This window comes from Mesorhizobium sp. M0894, assembly GCF_040319725.1.
In the GTDB taxonomy this organism is placed as follows: domain Bacteria; phylum Pseudomonadota; class Alphaproteobacteria; order Rhizobiales; family Rhizobiaceae; genus Mesorhizobium.
In genome coordinates this window covers 56,448-79,678 of sequence record NZ_JAMYOG010000014.1, presented here as the reverse complement: position 1 = coordinate 79,678, position 23,231 = coordinate 56,448, and the positions used below count along the sequence as shown (strand labels likewise).

The window sequence follows — 23,231 nt, the reverse complement described above, 5'->3', positions numbered from 1 at the left end:
GGGGAAAACCGATGCGCTCCGCCGAGAAGGCGGTGATGTAGTTCCTGGCGACGCTTTCGGTAGCGAGCGCACTTTAGCCGGAAGCGATGTTCATTGACCCGCAACAAAACCGTTGTCCGATTGTCATCAGCGCCACATATTGGCTTTGCGAGAGTGCCCCTTTCGCCAATGACAAACGGGAGATGAAACATGAAGTTCTTCGGCTTCGCGGCCGGTGTTGCCGCCACCTTGACCCTGCTTTCCACCACCTCCGCCTTCGCCGTCACGCAGATCAGCTGGTGGCACGCCATGACCGGCGCCAACGCCGAGGTCGTCGCCAAGATCTCCAAGGATTTCAACGCCAGCCAGAGCGACTATGAGCTCGTTCCGGTGTTCAAGGGCACCTATCCGGAGACGCTGAATGCCGGCATCGCCGCTTTCCGCGCCGGCCAGGCGCCCGATATCCTCCAGGTGTTCGACGTCGGCACCGGCGTGATGATGGCGGCCGAGGGTGCGATCAAGCCGGCGGCCGATGTGCTGACCAGTGCCGGGATGACCTTTGACAAGAGCCAGTATCTGCCCGGCATCGTCGGCTATTATTCGAAGCCGGACGGCACCATGCTGTCGTTCCCTTACAACTCCTCGTCGCCGATCCTCTACTACAACAAGGACATTTTCCAGAAGGCGGGCCTCGACGTGAACAGCCCGCCCAAGACCTGGAACGAGGTGTGGGAAGCTGCCAAGAAGATCAAGACGAGCGGCGCCGCCCCTTGCGGCTATACCTCGACCTGGCTGACCTGGATCCATCTGGAGAATTTCGCGGCGTGGAATGACGTGTCTTGGGCCACTCAGCAGAACGGCCTGGCCGGCGGCGATGTCGAACTCAAGATCAATGCGCCGATTTTCGTCAACCACTTCCAGGCGCTCGCGGACCTGGCCAAGGACGGCACGTTCAAGTATGGCGGGCGCACCTCCGAAGCCAAGCAGATATTCCTCGCTGGCGAATGCGGCATCTTCACCGAATCGTCGGGCGGCCTCGGCGATATCGTCAAGTCCGGCATGAACTATGGCATCGGCCAGCTTCCTTACGATAGCGACGCCAAGGGCGCACCACAGAACACCACGCCGGGCGGTGCCAGCCTGTGGGTGTTCGGCAACAAGTCGGACGAGGAATATAAGGGTGTTGCCGCCTTCTTTGCCTATCTGTCCAAGACCGATGTGCAGGAATATCTGCACCAGAAGTCGGGATACCTGCCTGTGACGCTCGCCGCGTACGAGGCGACCAAGAAATCAGGCTTCTATGACAAAAACCCCGGCCGCGAGACACCCATCCTGCAGATGACGGGCAAGGCGCCGACCGACAACTCGAAGGGCGTGCGCCTGCCGAATCTGCCGCAGGTGCGTGATATCCAGAATGAGGAGTTGGAGAAGATGCTGGCCGGCCAGCAAACCGCTCAGCAGGCGCTCGACAATGCGGTCACACGCGGCAACGCCGCGATCAAGGAAGCGCTGGAGAACTGACGAGATTATCTCGGTTAAAGCGCGTCGCGTTTGAATGGCCACATGCGACGCGCTTTAAGCTCTTGTTCTTATGCATGTCGTTACCCCAAAATCGCTGCGCACTTTTGGGCGACATGCATTAGTCGGTTGAAATATCGCCCACGCGAGCTCGCGTTGGCAACCCCTGGATAGCGAGGGAAATCAGCCTGTCTCCACGCGTCGTATTTCCCAACAAGATCCTGCCGTACCTGCTGGTGGCGCCACAACTCGCCATCACACTGGTTTTCTTCTACTGGCCGGCCGGTCAGGCGCTTTACCAGTCGATGCTCAGGCAAGACCCGTTCGGGCTGAAGAGCAGGTTCGTCTGGTTTGCCAATTTCCGGAAGGTGCTGGCCGATCCGGCCTACCTCAACTCGATCAAGGTCACGGTGGTGTTCTCGCTTGCGACCGCGATCGTTGCCATGGTTGTGGCCCTGCTGCTCGCGGTCATGGCCGAGAAGGCCGTGCGCGGCAAAGGCCTCTACCGCACACTGTTGATATGGCCTTATGCCGTGGCGCCGGCGATTGCCGGCATGCTGTGGCTTTTCTTGTTCAATCCTTCGATCGGCTCGTTGGCCTATTTGCTGAGAAGCCTCGGCATCGCCTGGGACCCGCTGCTCAACGGCACCCACGCCATGATCCTGCTGGTGTCGGCGGCTGCCTGGAAGCAGATCAGCTACAATTTCCTGTTCTTCGTCGCCGGCCTGCAGGCGGTGCCGAAAACGCTGATCGAGGCGGCGGCCATGGATGGCGCCGGCGAGACCAAGCGCTTCTGGACCATCGTCTTCCCGCTGCTTGCGCCGACAACCTTTTTCCTGCTGGTTGTCAACACCGTCTATGCCCTGTTCGACACGTTCGGCATCGTTCATGCCGTCACCGGCGGCGGCCCGGGCAAGACGACCGAGACGCTGGTCTACAAGGTCTACAATGACGGCTTCGTCAATCTGATCCTGGGTGACTCGGCGGCGCAGTCGGTCATCCTGATGGCCATCGTCATCGCCCTGACAGCCATCCAGTTCCGCTATGTGGAACGCAAAGTCCATTACGGCTGAGGGCAGCGATGATCGGCCAATCTCCGCTCCGCACCGTCATCGCCCATGCCGTGCTTATCCTTGGCATATTGATCGTGGCTTTTCCGATCTACTACACCTTCGTTGCCTCGACGCACACGCTGCAAACGATCCTCAGGCCGCCGCTGCCGCTGTTGCCCGGCGACCAGCTATGGAACAATTACAGCGAGGCGCTGTTCGGCGGCATTGGTCGTATCGGCGGTGTCAGCGTCGGCAGACTGCTCCTCAACACCACGATCATGGCGCTGGGCGTCGCGGTGGGAAAGATCTTCATCTCGATCCTGTCGGCCTACGCGATCGTGTTCTTCCGCTTTCCGCTGCGCATGACCTTCTTCTGGCTGATCTTCATCACCTTGATGCTTCCGGTCGAGGTGCGCATTCTGCCGACCTACAAGGTGATGGTCGATCTCGGCATGATCGACACCTATGCCGGCCTGATTATCCCGCTGATCGCCTCGGCCACCGCAACGCTGCTGTTTCGTCAGTTCTTCATGACCATCCCGGGCGAACTGGTCGAGGCGGCGCGTGTCGACGGTGCCGGTCCATGGCGCTTCTTTTTCGATATTCTGTTACCGCTGTCGCGGACAAACATCGCCGCGCTGTTCGTGATCCTCTTCATCTACGGCTGGACGCAGTATCTTTGGCCGCTGCTCGTTACCAACAGCAACGACATGAACACCATCGTCATCGCGCTGAGAAAGATGGTTTCCTTCGCCGATGCCGATACCCAATGGCACCTGGTCATGGTCACCGCGATGCTGGCCATCGTGCCGCCGATCCTCGTCGTGGTGCTGATGCAACGCTGGTTCGTGCGCGGCTTGGTCGAATCCGAAAAGTGAGAAGCCGATGGCGACCGTCGATCTGAAGGATGTCAAGAAGGTCTATCCCAGCGGCGTCGAAGCCGTGAAGGGCGTTTCCATCGCCATTCCCGACAAGGAGCTTTGCGTGCTGGTCGGCCCGTCCGGCTGCGGCAAGTCCACGCTGCTGAGGATGATCGCCGGGCTGGAGACCATTTCTGCCGGTACAGTCGCCATCGACGGCAAGGTGGTCAACACCATTGGTCCGACTGAGCGTGACATCGCCATGGTGTTCCAGAACTACGCGCTCTATCCGCATATGAAGGTCTACGACAACATGGCTTATGGCCTGCGCAACCGCGGTACGCCGAAGGACGAGATCGACAGCAGGGTGCGCTCGACAGCCAAGGTGCTGGAGCTTTCGGCGCTGCTCGACCGGCGCCCGCGCGAGCTTTCCGGCGGACAGCGCCAGCGGGTCGCCATGGGCCGTGCCATCGTGCGCAACCCGAAAGTCTTCCTGTTCGACGAACCGCTGTCCAACCTCGATGCGAAATTGCGCGGGCAGATGCGCGTCGAGATCAAGAATTTGCAGCGCTCGCTTGGCGTCACCTCGGTCTATGTCACCCACGACCAACTTGAGGCGATGACGCTGGCCGACATCCTTGTCGTCATGAACGCCGGCCTGGTCGAGCAGATCGGCGCGCCGCTCGACGTGTACGAGAAGCCGGCCTCAACCTTCGTTGCTTCCTTCATCGGCGCGCCGCCGATGAATCTGCTGGCCCTCACAGGGGCCTCTCCAGGCTCGGTACTGACGGACGGGACGGTGATTGGCTCGGCGCCTGGACAAAGCAAGGCGGTGACACTCGGCTTTCGTCCGGAGGATGCCGATATCACCTTCGCGGCAGAGGCGCCGGCCGGCGCGCTTGCGTTGCCGGCGACAGTGGAAGCAGTCGAGCCGGTCGGTGCCGAAAGCTTTCTCCACTGCGCGGCAGCCGGCAGCCGTATCGTCGTGCGCGTCTCAGGCCGCGCCAGCGCCAAGCCAGGCGACCAACTGCGCGTCGTGGCGAGGTCTGAAAAGCTGCACTGGTTCGATCAGGCCGGTAAACGGGTCGATTGAGGTTGGCTTCGTGCAAACCGTTCAGGCAAACACATGCGCCTTGCCCGACACGGTCAGCCGGACGATCTCGCCGATCGCCGGCGCGTCCATTCCCGGCTTGCGCAGGATCAACGGCGTGTTGCCGATGGCGGCAGCATCGGGCGGATCGGGGCTGTTCAAGAGACGCACCGCGATCGTGCACATCGAGCCGGCGAATTCCGATTCCGTCACCTCGCCGAACAGCATGTCCGGCGTGCCGGACATGCCTTCATGCGATGTCCGTTTCAGCAGCACCTGCTCCGGCCGTAGCATGATGCGGGCGACGTCGCGCCGCTCCGTGCTGTCGACGGCGATGCGGCCGAGCGGCGAGATGGCAAAGCCATCGGCGATCCTGGCCGGCAGGACGATGGCGTCACCGAGGAACTCGGCGATCATCCTGTCCTTCGGCTTGAAATAGAGCTCGCGCGGCGTGCCGACCTGCGAGAATTTTCCGTCGCGCATCACCGCGACCTGGCTGGCGAATGACAGCGCCTCGGCCTGATCATGGGTGACCAGGATGGTGGTGATGCCGGCCGTTTCGAGGAGCTCGGCCACGGCCTTGCGCATCGAGGCGCGCAGGCCGGTGTCGAGCGCCGAGAACGGCTCGTCGAGCAGCATCAGCCGCGGCTTCATCGCCATGGCGCGGGCGAGCGCGACGCGCTGCTGCTGGCCGCCGGAGAGTTCGTGCGGGCGGCGCTTCAGGATCCCTTTGTCCAGCCCGACGACATAGGCGAGCTCGGCGATGCGCTCGCTCCGCTTTTCCTCGTGACGGCCCATGCCGAACCCGATATTGGCGGCGATGCTCAGATGCGGGAACAGAGCGCCGTCCTGCGCCACCAGCCCGATGCCGCGGCGATGCGCCGGCACGGCCGTGTCGCCATCGGCCAGCACCTCGCCATCGAGCACGATGCGGCCCTGGTCCGGCGCCTCGAAGCCGGCGATCAGCCGCAGCAAGGTGGTCTTGCCACAACCGGATGGCCCGACGATCGCCGTACGGCTGCCGCTGGCCACGCTGAGGTCGACGCCGGCAAGTGCTGCCACGGGGCCGTAGTGCTTGTGGATGCCGCTCAGCTCGAGAAAGCTCATCGCCCGGCCATCCGCTTCGACTGGACGTAGAGCAGCCAGGTCAAAGGCAGCGACATCGCCACCATGATCAAGGCATAAGGCGCCGCCGACGCATAGTCGATCTCGCCGCTATAGGACCAGAACGCCATGGCCAGCGTGCGGGTGCCGTTGGGCGCCAGCATCTGGGTTGCGGTCAACTCGTTCATGATGCCGAGCGCGACCAATGCCATGCCGGCCGCGGCACCCGGCGCCGACAGGCGGATGGTCGTCGACCACAGCGCCTTGAGCGGCGACCGGCCGAGGCTGGAGGCGGCGCGTTCGAGCTCGACCGGCGCCTGTGCGATCGACGCCCTGAGGCTAATCAGAGCGCGCGGCAGGAACATCAGCGCATAGGCGACCAGGATGGTGAACAGGGTCTGGTAGAGCGGCATGGCGATACGCACGGCGATGGTGACCAGCGCCAGGGCGATGACAACCCCGGGCAACGCGCCGACGATATAGTTGCAGCCCTCCAGGACGCGTTGCAGCCTTCCCGGCGCGCGGATCGAAATCCACGCCATCGGCATTGCCGCGACGGTGGCGAGCAGCGCGCCTGCAATCGCCAGGAACAGTGTCTGACCAAGCGCCAGGCCGATCTCGTCGAGCCGCCAGACATCGGCGCCGCCGGCCATGAGCCAGCGACCGATAGTGACGAACGGCACCCCGAGCGCCAGCAGCGTGGTAACAGCGGGCAGCAGCAGGCAAGGAATGGTGGCGCGCCCAAGGCTCGTGCGCTGCTGGTGGCGCGCAGCACCCGAGCCGACGCGGGCATAGCGCTCCTCGCCGCGCACCAGCACCTCCAGCCCGAGCAGCACGAAGCAGCAGGTCACCAGCACGCCGGCCAGCATGTTGGCGGCGGGACCGTTGAAGGTCGACTGAAACTGGTCGACGATCGCCGTGGTGAAGGTGTCAAAGCGGATGAACACGTAGAGCCCGTATTCGGCCAGGAGATGCAGGCCGACCAGCAGGGAGCCACCGCAAATGGCGAGCCGGAGCTGCGGCAGCACGACACGCCGAAACACCCGCCACGGGCCGAGACCAAGGGCTGCCGCTGCATCTTCGAGAGCCGGATCGAGCCGGCGCAATGCCGCCGCCACCGGCAGATAAAGGAAGGGGAAATAGGCGATGACGGACACAAGCACGCCGGCCCACAGGCCGTGCAGTCTGGGCACCATGGTGATCCAGGCGTAACTGTGGACGAAGGCGGGAATGGCGAGCGGCGCCACCGACAGCCAGGCCCATAAGCGGGCACCCGGCAGATCGCTGCGCTCCGTCAGCCAAGCCAGCGCCACCGACAGCACGATCGAGATCGGCACCGCCAGCACCACCAGCAGGCTGGTGTTGACCAGAAGCTCGCCGACGCGCGGCCTGAACACCAGCGCCGCCACCGTTTCCCAGCCGGTCTGCACCGCCACCCAGACGATGAAGGCAAGCGGCAGCAGCGCGAAAAGCGAGACAAAGACGGCAGCCAACGCAATCCATGAGACCGACCAACGACGTGCCCGCACGGCCGTGGTGTCGGCCGGCAAGCCTGAAGGTGCGAGATCGATCGCAGACTGCATCAGATCAGACGTTGCGCCGGGTCCGCCCGGAGGCGGAAACGATCGGCGGCCGACAATGTGGCGAGCAGCTTGTGGTCATGGGCAAATGCCATTTTGAAAACAGAGCGCTCCCGCGGAAAGCGAATTCCCACAGGAGCGCAGTCGGTTGCCCTTTTAGGACGAACGCCGGCTAAAGCAAGCCGGCCGCCGTCATCAGGTCGGTCACCTTTTTCGAGTTCAGCGCCGTCGGGTCGACTTTCGGCGCCTGCAGATCGGCCAGCGGCACCAGCTTCGGATTGGACTCGGCGCCCTTGCCGACTGCGTATTCGAACGAATCGCCGGTTTTCAGCACGTCCTGGCCGCCCTTGCCGGTGACCCATTTCAGGAAAGCCTGGGCTTCCTTCGGGTGCTTGCTCGAGGCCAGCACACCGCCGCCGGAAACCGAGACGAAAGCGCCGGGGTCCTCGTGCTTGAAATAGTGCAACTCGACATTCTTGCTGTTCTCGCCGGTCTTGGCCTGATCGCCGTAGTAGTAGTAGTGATAGATCACGCCGCCTTCGACCTCGCCGGCATTGACCGCCTTCATCACCGTGCTGTTGCCCTTGTAGGCGGTAAAATTCTCTTTCATCGCCTTCAGCCAGTCGGCCGTGGCAGTCTCACCCTTGAGCTGCAGCAAGGCGCTGACGATCGCCTGGAAATCGGCGCCGGAGGGCGAAGCGGCCCAACGGCCCTTCCAGCTCGGATCGGCGAGATCGAGCAGCGATTTGGGCAGCTGGTCGGCGGTCAGCTTGGTCTTGTTGTAGGCAAAGACGGTGCTGCGCGCGGCAACGCCGACCCATTTGCCGCTCGCCGGCTGGTACTCCTGCGGAACCTGGGCCAGCGTCTCGGCGTTGACCGGCGCGAACAGGCCGGCTGTCTCGACCAGCACCATGGCCGGTGAGTTTTCCGTCAGGAACACATCAGCTGGCGAAGAGGACCCCTCAGCAACGATCTGATTGGAGAACTCGCTGTCGCCGCCGTTCCGGACGGTGACCTTGATGCCGGTTTCCTTGGTGAATCCTTCCGCCCAGGCTTTGGTCAGGTTTTCGTGCTGGGCGTTGTAGACGACGATGCCCTCGTCCTCGGCTAACGCCGGGCCGGCGATCAGGCTGATTGCAAGTGCTGTCGCACCGGCAAGGGCGGAAAGAGCATATTTCATGGCATCGTCCTCGATTTCGATGGTCTTTGGCTTGGTATGCTGCACCTATCAATACATGACTAGCGCAGTCAACATTTCTGGCCCGCTCAATCGCTCAAAAGGAGCAAACTTTCGTGATGCCCAGCTAATTTGCCTTGGACATTATTTCGCCGGCCACGTAACAAACCAGCGCCGAGACGCGAATATCGGGGAGTGAACTCTTGTGAGCGGCAAGGACGAAGCCGAGCTTTCCCGGCTGCTGCGGGCCGCAATCGCCGGAGACGACAGGGCCTATGCCGACTTTCTGCACCGGATCGCCGCCCTCGTTCGTGGCTTTGCCCGGCGCAAGATCGTGCAGGGCGGGGTCGATCCCGAGGACGTCGTGCAGGAAACCTTGCTGGCCATTCATGTGAAACGACATACCTGGCGCCATGATGCGCCGGTGCTGCCTTGGGTTTATGCAATAGCCCGCTTCAAGCTGATCGATGCGTTCCGGCGGCGCGGCCGGCGGATCGAGATCGAGATCGACGAAATCGCCGAGACCTTTGCCGAGCCGGAATCGGAGACGATCAGCGAGCGCGACGTCAACCGGGCACTCGACTGCCTGTCGCCGGCGCAGCGTTCGGTCGTCTCGGCCGTGTCGGTCGAAGGCCGTTCGATCGGCGAGACGGCGGCGAAATTCGGCATCAGCGAGACGGCTGTGCGGGTGTCACTACACCGCGGGCTTGCCGCCATTGCCAAACGGTTCGGGGCGGGGCGGGAATAGCATGAGGACCGAAGATCTTATCAAGGCGCTCGATGCCGATGTCCGCAGCAAGGCGCTGCCGCTGGGCGCCGCCTGGTTGCTTGCAACCGGCGCGGCCATCGTGATCGCGGCCGCGGTTTTCTGGCTGACGATCGGCCCACGTCCCGACATCGCATTTGCCATGCACACGATGCGGTTCCTGTCCAAATTCGTCTTCACGATTGCTCTAGCCGTCAGCGCCTTTGCCCTCGTCCGCGCGCTGTCGACGCCCGGTGCATCGACAGGGCGGGCGGCGAGCTGGATGATCGCCGCGCCGCTGCTGGTGATTATGGCCGTGATTCTCGAACTCCTCGTCGTGCCTGCGTCCGACTGGGGCACGCGCCTGGTCGGCACGAACATGGTCATCTGCCTGACCTTCATTCCGTTGATCGGCATCGGCCCGCTTGCCGTCTTTCTCGCGGTGCTGCGCCATGGCGCGCCAACAAGGCCGGTGCTTGCCGGTGCGACCGCGGGCCTGCTTGCCGGCGGGCTGGCGGCGACCTTCTATGCAGCGCATTGCTTCGACGATTCGCCGCTTTTCGTCGGCACCTGGTATACGATCGCGATCGCCGGCCTTGCCGCGCTCGGGGCGGTCGGCGGACGGCTTTTCGTGCGCTGGTAGCGGTGGCGATCAGCGCGTCGGAACGGGATGCTCGCCGCGATAGTCGTAGAAGCCGCGCCCGGTCTTGCGGCCGAGCCAACCGGCCTCGACATATTTGACCAGCAGCGGGCAGGGGCGGTATTTCGAATCCGACAGGCCGTCATGCAGCACCTGCATGATCGACAGGCAGGTATCCAGCCCGATGAAATCGGCAAGCTGCAGCGGCCCCATCGGATGGTTGGCGCCGAGCTTCATGGCGGTATCGATGGCGTCGACCGACCCGACACCTTCATAGAGCGTGTAGATCGCCTCGTTGATCATCGGCAGCAGGATGCGGTTGACGATGAAGGCCGGGAAATCCTCCGAGACGGTGATCGTCTTGTCGAGCTGCCTCACATAGGTTTTTGCTGCCTCGAAGGTCTGGTCCTCGGTGGCGATGCCGCGCACCAGCTCGACCAGCTTCATCACCGGAACCGGGTTCATGAAATGTATGCCGATGAAGCGTTCCGGGCGGTCGGTCTGCGAAGCCAGCCGGGTGATCGAGATCGACGAGGTGTTCGTCGCCAGGATGGCCTCGGGGTTGAGCTGCGGGCAGAGCTGAGCATAGATCTTGCGTTTGACTGTCTCGTCTTCGGTCGCCGCTTCGATCACCAGATCGGCGCCCGCAAGGTCGGCCATGGCCGGCGCCGCGGAAATGCGCGCCATCGCCTCGTTGCGCAGCTTTTCCTCAAGTTTGCCGGAGCCGACCTGACGGGCCATGTTGCCGCTGACCGTAGCAATGCCCTTTTCGATGCGGTCGGGCGAAATGTCGTAAACCAGCACCTTGTAGCCCGCCAGCGCCGATACATGGGCGATGCCGCCACCCATCTGGCCCGCGCCGATGATGCCGATCGTCTCGATCTTGCTCATTACCCGATCCCGTCAAGGCCTTTGCGGCCTGCTTTTTGTGCAGTGCAAACTAAAAGGGCGGGGCGACTTCGTCTACCCCACCCCGCAGAATTTAATACGCTTTGGCAGAGGGCGTCAAAGCGCCTTTTGCAGTTCCGGCAGAATGACGAAAAGGTCGCCGACGAGGCCGTAGTCGGCGACCTGGAAGATCGGCGCTTCCTCGTCCTTGTTGATGGCGACGATGACCTTTGAATCCTTCATGCCGGCAAGGTGCTGGATGGCGCCGGAGATGCCGACGGCAATATAGAGATCGGGCGCCACCACCTTGCCGGTCTGGCCGACCTGCCAGTCGTTCGGCGCATAGCCGGCATCGACGGCGGCGCGAGATGCGCCAACCGCCGCACCGAGCTTGTCGGCGACCGGCAGGATGACCTCCTGGAACTTCTCGGAGGAGCCCAGCGCTCGGCCGCCCGAAATGATGATCCTGGCCGAGGTCAGCTCCGGGCGGTCGGTCTCGGAGAGCTTGTTCTCGACGAAGCTCGACAGGCCGGGATTGGCTGCCGCCTGAACCGTCTCGACCGGCGCGGAACCGCCCTCGGGTGCTGCCTGAAAGGAGGCAGTGCGCACGGTGATGACCTTCTTGGCGTCGCTCGACTGCACGGTCTGGATGGCGTTGCCGGCATAGATCGGCCGCTTGAAGATGTCGGGCGACACGACTTCGATGATTTCCGATATCTGGGCGACATCGAGCAGGGCCGCGATGCGCGGCGAGACGTTCTTGCCCGACGAGGTCGCCGGCGCAATGATCGTGTCGTATGGCTCAGCAAGCGAAATGACGAGCGCCGCCAGCGGTTCGGCGAGACGCTCGGTCAGTTCGTCGGCGTCGGCGAGCAGCACCTTGGTGACGCCCTTGAGCTTGGCGGCGGCGTCCGCTGCCGGCTTGGCGCCCTTGCCGGCAACCAGCACATGCACGTCCGAACCGATCTGCAGCGCCGCGGAAAGCGCCTTCGCGGTCTGGTCGGAAAGCGTCGCGTTGTCGTGTTCGGCAATCAGAAGAATTGTCATTTTTGTTGTCCCTTCCTGGCCTTACAGCACGCCGGCTTCGTTTTTCAGCTTGTCTACCAGTTCGGCGACGCTCTTGACCTTAACGCCTGCCTTGCGGCCGCCCGGCTCCTCGGTCTTGATCACTTTCAGCCGCGGCTTGACGTCGGCGCCGTAGTCGGCAGGGCTCTTCTCGTCGAGCGGCTTCTTCTTGGCCTTCATGATGTTCGGCAGCGACGCATAGCGTGGCTGGTTCAGCCGCAAATCGGCCGTGACGATTGCCGGCATCTTCAGTTCCAGCGTCTGCAGGCCGCCATCGACCTCGCGCGTCACCGTGGCCTTGTCACCGTCGAGCACGATCTTGGAGGCGAAGGTGCCCTGCGCCCAGCCGAGAAGTGCGGCCAGCATCTGGCCGGTCTGGTTGGAATCGTCGTCGATCGCCTGCTTGCCGAGAATGACCAGGCCGGGCTGTTCTGCCTCTACGACCCCCTTCAGCACCTTGGCGACGCCCAGCGGCTCAGTCTGCTCGTCGGTCTTGACCAGGATGGCGCGGTCGGCTCCCATGGCGAGCGCCGTGCGCAAGGTCTCCTGTGCCTGCTGCGGCCCGATCGACACGACGATGATCTCTTCGGCCTTGCCAGCTTCCTTCAGCCGGATCGCCTCTTCCACCGCGATCTCGTCGAACGGGTTCATCGCCATTTTGACGTTGGCGAGTTCCACCGCCGAACCGTCCGCCTTCACCCGGACCTTGACGTTCGCATCCACAACCCGCTTCACGGGCACAAGGATCTTCATTTGCCTGTCACCTCTTTCACGATAGTCTCTTCACGCTCGTCGGGCGCGCTATAGCAGCGTGCACCTCTTCAGAGTTGTCGAAAGCCGACATTCCGGACGGAATTCTGGTCTTCGCCACGCCAGTAGGGTGGCGCTTCCGTAGTTGCGGCGACCCCGCCCGTCAATATCCCGGGTGCACTCGGATCCTCGGCGAAAGCACTCAAATCGGTTCAGTCCGGACCGGAAACGCTTCCCCGGCCCCAGCGCGGCGCCGGCTGCGCAGGTTGTGGGTCGCTTGGCGCCGGCTCCACGGCTACGGGCACCGGACCGGCGACCACGGCCGGCTCCTCGTCTGCGCCGGCGAGTAGCGGCACGCCGCGGCTGCGCAAGACAAGCACCAGCACGGCTCCGGCGATGATGCCGCCGATGTGGCAGGCCCAGGAGACCTGGTCCTCGCCACCCTGGGCAAACATGAAGATCTGGAACAGGATCCACAGGATGAGCGGGATGAAGGCCGGGATGCGCAACGGGATGCGGGCGAAGACCAGCACCCATACCTTCACACGCGGATAAAGGATCAGATAGGCGGCGACGACGCCGGCGATGGCGCCCGACGCGCCGATCAGCGGCACTTCCGAATCCCAGGCCACCAAGCCCTGGAAGAAAGCGCCGGCAATGGCGCAAAGCAGGTAGAAGACGAGATAGCGGACATGGCCGAGCGCATCCTCGACATTGTCGCCGAACACCCACAGGAACAGCATGTTGCCGCCGAGGTGGAAGATATCCGCGTGCAGGAAGGAATAGGTCAGATAGCTCAGGCTCTCCGGAATGACGACAAATTGCGGAGCGAGCTCGACGCTGTCATGCACAACCGACGGGATGAAGCCGAGGCCCAATACCGCGGCGTTGGCGAAGTCCTCGCCGCCAAGTGTTGTTACAAAATAGATCAACACATTGAGCGCGATCAGGCTGATCGTCACATATTGCAGCTTGATGTGCCGCAGCCGGTTGGTGTCGTAGAGCGGAATGAACATCGGGCCTCTCCCGCTTCCGGCGGATTCAGCGGTTCTTGCCGGGAATCCATAGCACGTCGGCATTTCCATTGTCATTGACCGCGCGTGCGGCGACGAACAGAAAGTCCGAGACCCGGTTGATGTATCTTATCGCCTCGCGATTGACGTGCTCGTCTGGATCTTGCGACAGCGCCACCATGATGCGCTCGGCGCGGCGGGCCACCGTGCGGGCGAGGTGAAGGGCGGCGGCGGCCGGCGTACCGCCGTTGAGTACGAAGGATTTTAGCGGCTCAAGGTCCTTGTTGAGGAGGTCGATGTCCTGTTCGATGCGCTCGGTCTGCGAGGCGATGATGCGCAGCGGCTCGTAGTCGAGCGGCTTGCCATTATCGGGGACTGCCAGATCGGCGCCGAGATCGAAAAGATCGTTCTGGATGCGGCCGAGCATCGCATCGATCGCCGGATTTACCGCCGCTGTATGGATGCGAGCCATGCCGATGCAGGCATTTGCCTCGTCAACCGTGCCGTAGGCGTCAATGCGAAGGTCGGATTTCAGCCGCCGCTCACCAGAGCCGAGGCCGGTGGTGCCATCGTCGCCGGTGCGCGTGTAGATCTTGTTGAGCTTGACCACGGGTTACCTCCCGGCTGGTGGCCGGTGCGTCACTTACGGGTGAAATACACCGCCAGCATGATCAGCACCAAGGCCACGAACTGCAACAGCACGCGCGTCTGCATCAGCTTGTTGGAGGTCATGCTGGAGCCGCCGCGCATCATGTTGATGAGGCCGCGGATCAGCACGATCACCACGGCGACCATAACGAGAACGGCGAGGATGTTGAAGACGGTTGCCATGGTGTGTTCCAGGTTGGATTGCGTTCAGGCGCGTTTGGCGAGCAGACGATAGAGTACCGAAGACGGCAGGATGCGTTTAAGGATCGCGCCGATCCTGGCCGGCACAGTTACCACATAATGCGGGCGCGGGCGCCGCGACAGAAGCGCATGGCGCAAGGCGGCATAAACCACCTCCGGCCCGGGCTTCAGCCGCGATGTGCTGCCGCCGGCCCGCAGCCGTTTGAGTTGCACAGCATAGGCGAGGCGATGGACTGAGTTCTCGTGATCGATGTTCGCAAGGAACCAGGGGAGGCTGTTGCTGGCGATCTTCGATTTCACCGCCCCCGGCTCGATCAGCGAAACATGGATGCCGCTGCCGAGCAGTTCTTGATAAAGGGACAGCATCAGCCCCTCGACGGCGTGCTTCGATGCCGAGTAAGCGCCACGGAAAGGCAGCGGCGCGAGGCCAAGGATCGATGAGCAATGAACGAGACGACCATGGCCCTGGCGGCGCATCACCGGTACGACACGGCGAGTGAGATCGTGCCAGCCAAAGACATTGGCCTCGAACTGCTGCCGCAAAGCTTCGACCGCCAGGTCCTCGACGGCACCGGGCTGCCCGTAGGCGCCGTTGTTGAAAAGGGCATCGAGCCGGCCGCCGGTCCGCTCCAGCACCGACGCCACCAGCGCCTCGATCGATCCGGGCTCGGTGTAGTCCAGATAAAAGGCCTCGATGCCGTCGGCCTCGAGCGTAGCGATATCTTCCGGCTTTCGGGCCGTTGCGAACACCCGCCAGCCTTCCTTCTTAAGAGCATGGGCGCAATAGGCGCCTATTCCGGAAGAGGCACCGGTGACAATGATGGTGCGCAACTCTTCTTCGGGAGGAATGGTGGTTTGACCGAGGGTTGTCATTTGCCGCAAACCCTTCCCATATTCGCGGCGTCGGGACAATCGAAGGGAACGCGGTTCTTGTTGCGGAAGATCGTAGCCCTCAAACGCGTGCTCTACGACGCGCTCGGCCATTTCAACACCGACGACGGCTGGGCAATGGCCAGCCATCTGGCGATCACCGCGCTGATGGCGCTTTTTCCTTTCCTGATCTTCGCCACGACGCTGGCGAGTTTTTTCGGCGCGCAGGCTTTCGCCGACACCGCCGTGCACCTTGTGTTCGACACATGGCCCGAGCAGATCGCCAAACCGATCGCGCGCGAAGTGCTCAACGTGCTTACCGTCAGGCGCAGCGACCTGTTGACCTACGGTATCGTGCTTGCCGGATACTTCGCCTCGAACGGCATCGAGGCGCTGCGCACCTCGCTCAACCGCGCCTATCGTGTCTCAGAAACGCGCGGCATCATCTACCGGCGGGTGCAGAGCATCATCTTCGTGCTGATCGCGACGGCCGGGTTTTTGGCGATCAGCGTGCTGCTGGTCTTTGCGCCATTGCTGGCGCGGCTGGCCGAATCTCATCTTGAATGGATAAAACCCTATATGGGCACGATCACCCTCTGGCGTTACGTCATCGCCTCGGTCGTCATCATCGGCGGCCTGTTCGCCGTGCATTTCTGGTTGCCGGCCGGCAAGCGCCGGTTCGTTTCGATCGTGCCTGGCATTATCTTCACGCTGGTCGGCTGGCTCATCGGGTCGACCATCTTCGCCGCCTATCTCGACCATTTCTCGTCCTATGTGACGACCTATGCCGGCCTCGCCTCGATCATGATCGCCGTTGTCTTCCTCTACATCGTCTCGGCGATCTTCATCCTCGGCGGCGAGCTCAACGCCGCGATCAGCCGCTATTTGGAGGCGCGCGCCCGCGTCGGTGGCTGAGCCGTCGCCAGCCCGACGCCGAGCGTCGCGATGGCCATGCCGGCGATCTGGAGTGGGCTCAGCTGCTCGCCGAACAATGCCCAGGCGATGACCGCGGTGACGGCCGGCACGAGGTAAAACAGCGAGGCGACCTTCGACATCTCGCCGTCGCGGATCATTACCATCAACAGGAAGATGGCACCGATCGACAGCACCAGCACGAGCCAGGCCGTGGCGAAGATCAGTTCGCCGTTGACGATCACCGTTCGGGTCTCGAAGGCGAGCGAGGCCAGAGCCATCACCGATGCGCCGCCGACATATTGCCAGAACGTGGCAGCCACCAGATCGCCGCCGGAGGCGAAACGCTTCTGCCAGATCGTGCCGGCGCTCATGCCGAGTACGGAGACCAGCGAGGCGCCCAATGTTTCGGCGGTCACGCCGCCGCCGAGCGCGCCGAGCTTCGGCCAGAGCACGATTACCACGCCGATCAACCCGAGGCCGAGACCGGCCCAGTGACGCGGCAGGATGGCCTCGCCCAGAAGCCGGCCGGCGAGCACTGCCGTGATCAGCGGCTGCAGGCCGACGATCAGGGCTGAAAGCCCTGCGGGCATGCCCCGGTGGATGGCCCAGAACACGCCGCCGAGATAGACCCCATGCATCAGGATGCCGGCGCCGGCCGCGTGCAGCGCCTCGTCGCGGGTGGCGCGGCTCGAACCAAGCGCGGCCATCAACGCGACAAGCAGGATGGCGGCCAGGACAAAGCGCGCAGCCAGGAAAGTAAAAGGCTCCGCCCACGGCATGGCATAGCGCGCGCCGATGAAGCCGGTCGCCCACAGGACGACGAAAGAGGCGGGGATGAACCGCTTGAGGCTGTGCATTTTCTGGAGGCCGCGGTGAATTCGGGTGAGGGATCGACTGCGGCGATTGCTTAATGCCGTTCGGGCCGGCAAGCAAAACCAAACGGTTGATCCATAGAGTCATTTGAATTGAAGGAGGGCCGTTGATGGCCGTCGGCTCACCGGTCTAAAGACCGACCAGCCGCCTGACATCGTCGGGCGAGGCGCCCGCCTTACGCTGGGCGGCAAGGCCGGTATCGCCAAGACTCTTCGACAGTTTTCGTCCATCCGGGCCGAGGATCAGGCGATGGTGGAAATAGGCCGGCTGCGGCAGGCCAAGCAGTTGCTGAAGCAGCCGCTGCACGCTGGTCGCGGAATAAAGGTCCTGGCCGCGCACGACATGGCTGACGCCCTGCAGCGCGTCGTCCATGGTGACCGCGAGGTGATAGCTGGTCGGGATTTCGCGGCGCGCCACGACCACGTCGCCCCAATCCTGCGGATGGGCTTCGACACGACGCGCCTCGGAGAGCGTCTCGTCCGTGTATTCGGCCCATGTCAGGTCCCTGCCGACCCGCGCCATTGCCGCATCGACGTCTAGCCGCCAGGCAAATGGTGCACCTTCGACGATGCGCCGCTTACGCTCGCTCGCCGGCAGCGCCTTGTCGGCGGCGGGATAGAGCGGCACGCCGTCCGGGTCGCGAGGCCAGTCGCGGCCGCGCTTTTCGCTGTCGGTGATGAAGGCGCGGATCTCACTTCTGCTCATGAAGGCTGGATAGACAAGCTCTTCCTCGATCAGCCGCTCGAGCATAGCCCGATATTCGGCAAAGTGCTCGGACTGGCGGCGCACCGGTTCCTCCCAGCCAAGCCCCAACCATTTCAGGTCGCGAAAAATGCCCGCCTCGAATTCCGGCGTGCAGCGTGTCGTGTCGATGTCCTCGATGCGCAGCAGCAGGCGTCCGCCCGCCGCCTTGGCCATTTTCTGGTTGAGCAGCGCCGAATAGGCGTGGCCGAGATGCAATTCGCCATTCGGGCTCGGCGCGAAGCGGAATGTCAGCAGTGTCATTGTCCGGCGGCAATCGGGTTGTGCGGCGCTTTCGCCAATTGCTACTTTGCGCCGGCAGCGTCGCGCGTCCAGAGGGGCGCGCAACGGAGCGTGCGGCACTTTTGATTTTGGAACAAGCAGACATGCAACGCATCGCCAGTCTCGACGACATTGCGCAAGGGCTGGACGCGCTGTGCCTGCTCGATCCGCGCCTGGACAAGGTGCGCGGCATGGCCGGCGAGGTGCCGCTCAGGCTGTCGGAGCCGGGCTTCAGGAGCCTTGCCTCGATCGTCGTTTCGCAACAAGTGTCCCGCGCGAGCGCCGATGCCATCTTCGGCCGGCTGACGAAACTGCTCGATCCGCTGACGCCGCAGGCGATACTAGCCGCCGATGAGGCGGTCTTCCGCGAGGTCGGGCTGTCGCGGCCCAAGCAGCGCGGCCTGATTGCCGTCGCCCAGGCGGTGGCCGACGGGCTCGACCTCGATCACCTCTGCCAGCTCGATGCGACGGAGGCGATCGCAGCCATGACCAAGGTGCCGGGCATCGGCCCGTGGACGGCTGAAGTCTACCTTTTGTTTGCCGCCGGACACCCAGATATCTTTCCGGCGCGCGACGTTGCTTTGCAGAGCGCGGTCGGCCATGCGCTCGGCATCGACCCGCGTCCGCCGGAGAAAATGCTGATCCGGCTTGCCGAATCATGGAGCCCGTGGCGCGGTGTCGCATCGCGGCTTTTCTGGGCTTATTATCGCGAATTGAAGGGCAGGGATGCCGCGCCTCCGGCCTGAATCCGCAAAAAAGCATTGAAATCATGCGTTTTTGAGACCCGGCATGATCGACAATCCGCTTCACATCCCTGTCATGTCGGGCTTACAGTATCCGCGTCGACCGGTTCTAGGGTGAAGGAGGTCAACGACGTGACGGTTGCCGTATCTCCGGATGGGCTTCCAGCGCTGGTGCTGAATGCGGATTACCGTCCGCTCAGCTATTACCCCCTGTCGCTCTGGTCCTGGCAGGATGCCATCAAGGCGGTGTTCCTCGAGAGGGTGAACATCGTCGCCGAATACGAACACGCCGTGTCTTCGCCGACCTTTTCGATGAAGCTGCCGAGTGTCGTCAGCCTGAAGGCCTACGTGAAGCCGTCGAGGCATCCGGCGTTTACCCGGTTCAACGTCTTCCTGCGCGACCGTTTCCAGTGCCAATATTGCGGCACGCCGGACGATCTGACGTTCGACCATGTCATTCCGCGCCATCGCGGCGGCGCCACGACCTGGGAGAATGTCGTCGCTGCCTGCTCGCCCTGCAATCTGAGGAAGGGCGGCATGATGCCGGCCCACGCCAAGATGTGGCCGCTGCAGAAGCCCTACCAGCCGACGGTGCATGATTTGCATAATAACGGCCGGCTGTTCCCGCCCAACCATCTGCACGAAAGCTGGATGGATTATCTGTACTGGGATGTCGAACTGGAGCCTTGAGATCATCCGATAATTCGGGAGGCTGGCCGTCTGAAGCGATTTTCTGCGCTTCCGGCCTTCGCCTCAGCCTGCCGAATTCTTGAATAATCTCGCGTCGGCGCAAGGGTGAACCGCTCAATCGCGGGCAAAGGCGCTGCGGAAGGCGACGACTGCCAGGACAAAGCTGGCGATGGCGTTCCAGCCGGCCAAGGACAGGCCGAGGATGCGGAGCGCCGCCTTGTCGCAGGAGGGCGGGACGAATTTGTCGAGCGCGTCGAGCACGCCCTTGCCGCCGGTGTCCACCGGTCCGGCGGCTGCGGTGCAATCGGTCGGGCCCGGCCACCACGCCCATTCGACGCCGGAGTGATAAACGCTGAGATAGAGGCCGTAGAGCATCAGCAGGCCGCCAACGGCCAGCAGGCCACGACTTATCCAGGCGGGCGCCTTAAGGGCCGACGCAAGCACCGCCAGCAGCATCAAGGGCACGCCGACATAGTAAGGGGTGCGCTGCTCGAGGCAGAGCTTGCAAGGGATGTAGCCGCCAACATACTGGAAGGCCAGCGCCGAGCCGACTGTGGCAGCCATGGCGACGGCGAGGAACAGGGCGGTGCGCAGCCGCTGGCGTCCGGTATCGGCATTCACGGTCGCTGTCATCGGAATCAGTCCATTCGGTTCGATGCCGTTCAGACGGCGTATTTGACGACGATATAGAGCAAAATCAGGGCAGCGGCGCCGGCGCCCGCAATGTGGCCAAGGCGCTTTTCGATGAAGTGGCGGATCGGCTCGCCATAGCGGCGCAAGAGCCAGGCGAGAAACAGGAAGCGAGCTCCGCGCGCAACGATTGCCAGCACGATGAACAGCAGCAAAGGAACGCCGATGACGCCGGACAGGATTGTCACCACCTTGATCGGCGGCAGATGGGCGAGGCCGGAGGTGACCAGCATCAGGATGATGAAGCCAACACCCGACGAGACGCGCATCGCCTCGAACTCGTCATATTTGCCGTAAAATTCGAGGATCGGCCGCGCCACCGCGTCATAGGCGTAGTGCCCGATGAACCAGCCGGCGATGCCGCCCAGCACCGAGGCGACGGTGGCGACCAGCGCGTAACGATAGGCGCGATCCGGCCGCGAAAGCGCCATCGGCAGATAGAGCACGTCGGCCGGCACCAGGAACACCGAGCTCTCGACGAAGGCGATGAAGGCCAGCCACCATTCGGCCGATTTGCTGGCCGCCAGCGACAAGGTCCAGTCGTAAAGTCCGCGAAGCATCGGCACTCCTAATGCACGCCCAAACCGGTAGTGGTCTTGGGTCACGACATGTACAAACAAGACTTGGAAGCGCGCCGTATCAATCTCGTCGGACAAGGTGCGCTTCAATGACATGCGCCGCCTGTCTAGAAAGATTTTCCGCGCTGCACAATGGCAGCTGCTTCACGAAATCGAAAGGCTGAGGCTTGAGCGAGCCCAGATGTCGGGATTTGGCCAGTTGACGACCAGGCCATGGCATCGAGCACCTGCCCGCCTGAAGTGCGTCAAGGCAATATCTAATAAATCGTGGGTTTTCCCGTCGAACACGATCCGTGTTTAAATACGGCGATTTTTGTCACATCCTGTCTTTCCATCCGCCCTTTGCGCCGCCATGACGTTCTCCGATTTCATTTACCGCCCCTTTGAGACGCTCATCCGTCCGCTGGATATTCCACCCGGGCCGCTGCCAGCGAGCGGGCCGTTTGCGCTGCTCCTGCATTTCGCGAGGATGTTCCGCGGCACTCTTGCGGCCATTACCGTCTTGATGATGGCGATCGAGGGGATCAACCTTGCGACGATCTGGGGGGCCTCGTTCGTCGTCGACGGGGTGAGCGCGAAGGGCGCGGCGGTTTTCCTGCACGAGGACTGGCCGACGCTGGTCGTGCTCGGCGTGCTGGTTTTCCCCGTGCTGCCGTTGCTCATCTTCCTGGGCAATGCGCTGAACTCGCAGACGGTGGCCGTATGCATGCCGGCGGCGATGCAATGGCAGGGCCACAAGGCGGTGGAACGCCAGGACCTTGCCTTCTTCCACGATCTCTTCGCAGGTCAGGTTGCGTCGCGCATTTCGCAAGTCGCATCCGCCGTGCAGCAGCAGATCGTCGTGGCCTTTTACAGAATACCGCTGTTTCTGGTGCAGCTCGTCGGTTCGCTCGTTCTGCTTGGCGCGTTATCCTGGCCGCTGGCGCTTCCGGTGTTCGTCTGGATCGCCGCCAACATCGCCATTGCGGTGGTGGCGGTGCCCCAATATTCCGAACGCTCGCGCCGCTCGGCGCGGGGGCGCAGCCTTGTTGTCGGCGCCATGACCGACCTCTACAGCAACATCCAGATGGTCAAGCTGTTTGCGGCGGAAGACAGCGAGGCGGGCGCAATGCGCACCGTCATGGAAAACGCCATCGAGACCCAGCAGCGCGAAAGGCGCATCTATCTGACGACCGACATGGGCGTCGTCCTGCTCAATGTTGCGCTCTTTCTCACCAACGTTGCCATAGGGCTCTGGGGATTTGTCGCCGGCTTTGTCACGATTGGCCAGTTCGCCGCATCGATCGCCATCGTTCAGCGGCTCAATGCCAACTCCCGTGCCTTCCTGCAGATGGGCCAGCAGATTTTCCAGGCGGTGGGCACGATCCGCGACGCAATGCCGGTCGTGACGACGCCGCCGACTATAAAAGACGCGCCGAACGCCAACCCGCTCGACGTCACGGCCGGCGAAGTCGAGTTCAAGAACATCCAGTTCGAATACCGCGAGGGCCAAAGGGTGATCGAAGACCTGTCGCTCACCGTGCGCGCAGGCGAGAAGGTCGGGCTCGTCGGCCTCTCCGGGGCCGGCAAGTCGACCCTTGTCAGCCTGCTCCTAAGGTTCTTCGAGCTGAAGGGCGGCGCGATCCTGATCGATGGACAGGATCTCCGCAGCGTGACCCAGGCCAGCCTTCGGGAGAGCATCGGCGTCGTCACCCAGGACGTCTCGCTGCTGCATCGCTCCGTCGGCGACAACATCCGCTACGGCCGGCCCGATGCCCCGCCGGAGGCGTTGGAGCACGCCGCGCTGCTGGCCGAGGCCGACGGCTTCATCGCCGATCTCAGAGATGCTGAAGGCCGCACCGGCTACGACGCTTTCGTCGGCGATCGCGGCGTGAAGCTTTCCGGCGGCCAGCGCCAACGCGTCGCGATCGCCCGGGTGTTGCTCAAGGATGCGCCAATCCTGGTTCTCGATGAGGCGACGTCCGCACTGGACAGCGAAGCCGAGGCGGCGGTCCAGTCCAAGCTCGCGGTTCTGATGGAGGGCAAGACCGTGATCGCCATCGCCCATCGCCTGTCGACCATTGCCAGGATGGACCGGATCGTCGTCCTCGACAAAGGCCGCATCGTCGAGGAGGGAAAACCATCGGCGCTGTTGGAACGCGACGGGCTCTATGCCCGACTGTGGAAGCGTCAGACCGGCGGCTACATTGCCGACGCCATCGAGGAGATGTGAGCCGCCCTCGGTGATGATGTTTTGCTCATGGCCGGCTCGACACATTCTGCTTTCACTCCAGAAACCGGAATTGGCTGAACTCGTTTCCACCGTAGCGTTCGGAAGCCGATCATGAGCGAAGCCACAGTCCCGAACTCCCGTGCCGCCATTCTCGAGCGGCGATCTGCCGGCGTGCTGACATGGTCCGGCCCCGCCTTGATGTTGTTCGCGCGCTCGGCGTTCGCTGTTGCCGCGCAGGGCCTGGTTGCGGCCATTTATGCAGCGCACGGTTCGGCAACGCCCTGGCGCGACGCAGGGGCTTGGCTGCCGGCATACGGCAGTTTGATC

At 63.1% G+C, this 23,231-nt stretch carries 24 protein-coding genes; 10 read left to right on the top strand and 14 right to left on the bottom strand.

Annotation, left to right across the window (positions count from 1 at the left end; genetic code table 11):
- The first annotated feature begins 189 nt into the window (after positions 1-189).
- From ugpB to NKH91_RS23850, 4 genes are all read left to right on the top strand, one after another.
- Entirely contained in the window at positions 190-1,500 is a 1,311-nt protein-coding gene (gene ugpB, locus NKH91_RS23865) for a sn-glycerol-3-phosphate ABC transporter substrate-binding protein UgpB (protein WP_352847574.1), read from the top strand.
- 185 nt (positions 1,501-1,685) lie between these two features.
- Positions 1,686-2,570, top strand: a complete 885-nt coding sequence (ugpA, locus tag NKH91_RS23860) for a sn-glycerol-3-phosphate ABC transporter permease UgpA (protein ID WP_352483564.1) — start codon at positions 1,686-1,688, stop codon at positions 2,568-2,570.
- Between the two features lie 8 nt (positions 2,571-2,578).
- The gene (ugpE, locus tag NKH91_RS23855) at positions 2,579-3,427 is read left to right on the top strand and encodes a sn-glycerol-3-phosphate ABC transporter permease UgpE (protein ID WP_352817704.1); all 849 of its coding nucleotides are present in this window, start codon (positions 2,579-2,581) and stop codon (positions 3,425-3,427) included.
- 7 nt (positions 3,428-3,434) lie between these two features.
- Positions 3,435-4,502 carry a sn-glycerol-3-phosphate import ATP-binding protein UgpC gene (locus NKH91_RS23850; RefSeq protein WP_352847576.1) on the top strand — a complete coding sequence of 356 codons (1,068 nt, stop codon included), beginning with the start codon at positions 3,435-3,437 and terminating at the stop codon, positions 4,500-4,502.
- Between the two features lie 21 nt (positions 4,503-4,523).
- Here the strand turns inward: NKH91_RS23850 and NKH91_RS23845 are convergent, their stop codons facing one another.
- From NKH91_RS23845 to NKH91_RS23835, 3 genes are all read right to left on the bottom strand, one after another.
- A complete protein-coding gene (locus NKH91_RS23845; RefSeq protein ID WP_352847579.1) occupies positions 4,524-5,606 on the bottom strand; it encodes an ABC transporter ATP-binding protein in 1,083 nt (360 codons plus the stop codon).
- A complete protein-coding gene (locus tag NKH91_RS23840; RefSeq protein WP_023721079.1) occupies positions 5,603-7,186 on the bottom strand; it encodes an ABC transporter permease in 1,584 nt (527 codons plus the stop codon). Before NKH91_RS23840 ends, NKH91_RS23845 begins: the two co-directional genes overlap by 4 nt.
- Positions 7,187-7,355: 169 nt before the next feature.
- The gene (locus NKH91_RS23835) at positions 7,356-8,363 is read right to left on the bottom strand and encodes an iron ABC transporter substrate-binding protein (protein ID WP_352847582.1); all 1,008 of its coding nucleotides are present in this window, start codon (positions 8,361-8,363) and stop codon (positions 7,356-7,358) included.
- A 202-nt stretch (positions 8,364-8,565) separates the two neighbouring features.
- Here NKH91_RS23835 and NKH91_RS23830 point away from each other — a divergent pair, with 202 nt between their 5' ends.
- Both NKH91_RS23830 and NKH91_RS23825 read left to right on the top strand, forming a co-directional pair.
- Positions 8,566-9,108: a sigma-70 family RNA polymerase sigma factor gene (locus tag NKH91_RS23830; protein ID WP_352847585.1), complete on the top strand. Its 543-nt coding sequence runs from the start codon at positions 8,566-8,568 to the stop codon at positions 9,106-9,108.
- A gap of 1 nt (position 9,109) precedes the next feature.
- Positions 9,110-9,748 carry an NrsF family protein gene (locus tag NKH91_RS23825; RefSeq protein ID WP_352847588.1) on the top strand — a complete coding sequence of 213 codons (639 nt, stop codon included), beginning with the start codon at positions 9,110-9,112 and terminating at the stop codon, positions 9,746-9,748.
- A 9-nt stretch (positions 9,749-9,757) separates the two neighbouring features.
- Here NKH91_RS23825 and NKH91_RS23820 read toward each other — a convergent pair whose 3' ends face one another.
- The 7 genes from NKH91_RS23820 to NKH91_RS23790 all read right to left on the bottom strand — a co-directional run bounded on the left by NKH91_RS23820 (position 9,758) and on the right by NKH91_RS23790 (position 15,183).
- Complete coding sequence (locus NKH91_RS23820) at positions 9,758-10,636, bottom strand: 3-hydroxybutyryl-CoA dehydrogenase (protein ID WP_352847591.1); 879 nt, start codon at positions 10,634-10,636, stop codon at positions 9,758-9,760.
- A gap of 114 nt (positions 10,637-10,750) precedes the next feature.
- Complete coding sequence (locus tag NKH91_RS23815; protein ID WP_352847593.1) at positions 10,751-11,680, bottom strand: electron transfer flavoprotein subunit alpha/FixB family protein; 930 nt, start codon at positions 11,678-11,680, stop codon at positions 10,751-10,753.
- Between the two features lie 21 nt (positions 11,681-11,701).
- The gene (locus NKH91_RS23810; protein WP_023677947.1) at positions 11,702-12,451 is read right to left on the bottom strand and encodes an electron transfer flavoprotein subunit beta/FixA family protein; all 750 of its coding nucleotides are present in this window, start codon (positions 12,449-12,451) and stop codon (positions 11,702-11,704) included.
- Positions 12,452-12,660: 209 nt separating this feature from the next.
- Positions 12,661-13,464, bottom strand: coding sequence for a rhomboid family intramembrane serine protease (locus NKH91_RS23805; protein ID WP_352641379.1), 804 nt, complete (start codon positions 13,462-13,464; stop codon positions 12,661-12,663).
- 25 nt (positions 13,465-13,489) lie between these two features.
- Entirely contained in the window at positions 13,490-14,071 is a 582-nt protein-coding gene (locus tag NKH91_RS23800; RefSeq protein ID WP_352847596.1) for a cob(I)yrinic acid a,c-diamide adenosyltransferase, read from the bottom strand.
- A gap of 29 nt (positions 14,072-14,100) precedes the next feature.
- On the bottom strand, positions 14,101-14,292 hold the full coding sequence (locus NKH91_RS23795) for a twin transmembrane helix small protein (RefSeq protein WP_023677950.1): 192 nt from the start codon (positions 14,290-14,292) through the stop codon (positions 14,101-14,103).
- 24 nt (positions 14,293-14,316) lie between these two features.
- The gene (locus NKH91_RS23790; protein ID WP_352483565.1) at positions 14,317-15,183 is read right to left on the bottom strand and encodes an SDR family oxidoreductase; all 867 of its coding nucleotides are present in this window, start codon (positions 15,181-15,183) and stop codon (positions 14,317-14,319) included.
- Positions 15,184-15,240: 57 nt separating this feature from the next.
- Between NKH91_RS23790 and NKH91_RS23785 the strand changes: the two genes are divergently transcribed.
- Positions 15,241-16,095: a YihY/virulence factor BrkB family protein gene (locus tag NKH91_RS23785; protein ID WP_031194564.1), complete on the top strand. Its 855-nt coding sequence runs from the start codon at positions 15,241-15,243 to the stop codon at positions 16,093-16,095.
- Here NKH91_RS23785 and NKH91_RS23780 read toward each other — a convergent pair.
- Together NKH91_RS23780 and gluQRS are read right to left on the bottom strand one after the other, a co-directional pair.
- The gene (locus NKH91_RS23780; protein ID WP_352483529.1) at positions 16,062-16,952 is read right to left on the bottom strand and encodes a DMT family transporter; all 891 of its coding nucleotides are present in this window, start codon (positions 16,950-16,952) and stop codon (positions 16,062-16,064) included. The two genes, NKH91_RS23785 and NKH91_RS23780, sit on opposite strands and share 34 nt — an antisense overlap.
- A 145-nt stretch (positions 16,953-17,097) precedes the next feature.
- Positions 17,098-17,973 carry a tRNA glutamyl-Q(34) synthetase GluQRS gene (gene gluQRS, locus NKH91_RS23775; RefSeq protein WP_352495608.1) on the bottom strand — a complete coding sequence of 292 codons (876 nt, stop codon included), beginning with the start codon at positions 17,971-17,973 and terminating at the stop codon, positions 17,098-17,100.
- Between the two features lie 122 nt (positions 17,974-18,095).
- Between gluQRS and NKH91_RS23770 the strand changes: the two genes are divergently transcribed.
- Both NKH91_RS23770 and NKH91_RS23765 read left to right on the top strand, forming a co-directional pair.
- Positions 18,096-18,737, top strand: coding sequence for a DNA-3-methyladenine glycosylase family protein (locus NKH91_RS23770; protein WP_352847599.1), 642 nt, complete (start codon positions 18,096-18,098; stop codon positions 18,735-18,737).
- A gap of 129 nt (positions 18,738-18,866) precedes the next feature.
- Positions 18,867-19,424 (top strand): HNH endonuclease, encoded by a 558-nt coding sequence (locus tag NKH91_RS23765; protein WP_023677956.1) that lies wholly within the window; start codon positions 18,867-18,869, stop codon positions 19,422-19,424.
- 114 nt (positions 19,425-19,538) lie between these two features.
- Here NKH91_RS23765 and NKH91_RS23760 read toward each other — a convergent pair whose 3' ends face one another.
- Together NKH91_RS23760 and NKH91_RS23755 are read right to left on the bottom strand one after the other, a co-directional pair.
- Complete coding sequence (locus NKH91_RS23760; RefSeq protein WP_352847601.1) at positions 19,539-20,057, bottom strand: disulfide bond formation protein B; 519 nt, start codon at positions 20,055-20,057, stop codon at positions 19,539-19,541.
- Positions 20,058-20,086: 29 nt separating this feature from the next.
- On the bottom strand, positions 20,087-20,674 hold the full coding sequence (locus NKH91_RS23755) for a YqaA family protein (protein ID WP_352483530.1): 588 nt from the start codon (positions 20,672-20,674) through the stop codon (positions 20,087-20,089).
- 370 nt (positions 20,675-21,044) lie between these two features.
- On the opposite strand from NKH91_RS23755, the gene NKH91_RS23750 reads away from it, so the two are divergent.
- Positions 21,045-22,904: an ABC transporter ATP-binding protein gene (locus tag NKH91_RS23750; RefSeq protein ID WP_352483531.1), complete on the top strand. Its 1,860-nt coding sequence runs from the start codon at positions 21,045-21,047 to the stop codon at positions 22,902-22,904.
- The last annotated feature ends 327 nt before the right edge of the window (positions 22,905-23,231 follow it).

Excerpts from the sequence above, each read along its gene's own strand:
- NKH91_RS23790 (WP_352483565.1), bottom strand. The coding sequence starts at position 15,183 with ATGACAACCCTCGGTCAAACCACCATTCCTCCCGAAGAAGAGTTGCGC.
- NKH91_RS23845 (WP_352847579.1), bottom strand. The coding sequence starts at position 5,606 with ATGAGCTTTCTCGAGCTGAGCGGCATCCACAAGCACTACGGCCCCGTG.
- NKH91_RS23810 (WP_023677947.1), bottom strand. The coding sequence starts at position 12,451 with ATGAAGATCCTTGTGCCCGTGAAGCGGGTTGTGGATGCGAACGTCAAG.
- NKH91_RS23780 (WP_352483529.1), bottom strand. The coding sequence starts at position 16,952 with ATGCACAGCCTCAAGCGGTTCATCCCCGCCTCTTTCGTCGTCCTGTGG.
- NKH91_RS23805 (WP_352641379.1), bottom strand. The coding sequence starts at position 13,464 with ATGTTCATTCCGCTCTACGACACCAACCGGCTGCGGCACATCAAGCTG.
- ugpB (WP_352847574.1), top strand. The coding sequence starts at position 190 with ATGAAGTTCTTCGGCTTCGCGGCCGGTGTTGCCGCCACCTTGACCCTG.
- ugpE (WP_352817704.1), top strand. The coding sequence starts at position 2,579 with ATGATCGGCCAATCTCCGCTCCGCACCGTCATCGCCCATGCCGTGCTT.
- NKH91_RS23840 (WP_023721079.1), bottom strand. The coding sequence starts at position 7,186 with ATGCAGTCTGCGATCGATCTCGCACCTTCAGGCTTGCCGGCCGACACC.
- gluQRS (WP_352495608.1), bottom strand. The coding sequence starts at position 17,973 with ATGACACTGCTGACATTCCGCTTCGCGCCGAGCCCGAATGGCGAATTG.
- NKH91_RS23750 (WP_352483531.1), top strand. The coding sequence starts at position 21,045 with ATGACGTTCTCCGATTTCATTTACCGCCCCTTTGAGACGCTCATCCGT.
- NKH91_RS23835 (WP_352847582.1), bottom strand. The coding sequence starts at position 8,363 with ATGAAATATGCTCTTTCCGCCCTTGCCGGTGCGACAGCACTTGCAATC.
- NKH91_RS23755 (WP_352483530.1), bottom strand. The coding sequence starts at position 20,674 with ATGCTTCGCGGACTTTACGACTGGACCTTGTCGCTGGCGGCCAGCAAA.
- NKH91_RS23770 (WP_352847599.1), top strand. The coding sequence starts at position 18,096 with ATGCAACGCATCGCCAGTCTCGACGACATTGCGCAAGGGCTGGACGCG.
- NKH91_RS23850 (WP_352847576.1), top strand. The coding sequence starts at position 3,435 with ATGGCGACCGTCGATCTGAAGGATGTCAAGAAGGTCTATCCCAGCGGC.
- NKH91_RS23815 (WP_352847593.1), bottom strand. The coding sequence starts at position 11,680 with ATGACAATTCTTCTGATTGCCGAACACGACAACGCGACGCTTTCCGAC.
- NKH91_RS23795 (WP_023677950.1), bottom strand. The coding sequence starts at position 14,292 with ATGGCAACCGTCTTCAACATCCTCGCCGTTCTCGTTATGGTCGCCGTG.
- NKH91_RS23820 (WP_352847591.1), bottom strand. The coding sequence starts at position 10,636 with ATGAGCAAGATCGAGACGATCGGCATCATCGGCGCGGGCCAGATGGGT.
- NKH91_RS23825 (WP_352847588.1), top strand. The coding sequence starts at position 9,110 with ATGAGGACCGAAGATCTTATCAAGGCGCTCGATGCCGATGTCCGCAGC.
- NKH91_RS23760 (WP_352847601.1), bottom strand. The coding sequence starts at position 20,057 with ATGACAGCGACCGTGAATGCCGATACCGGACGCCAGCGGCTGCGCACC.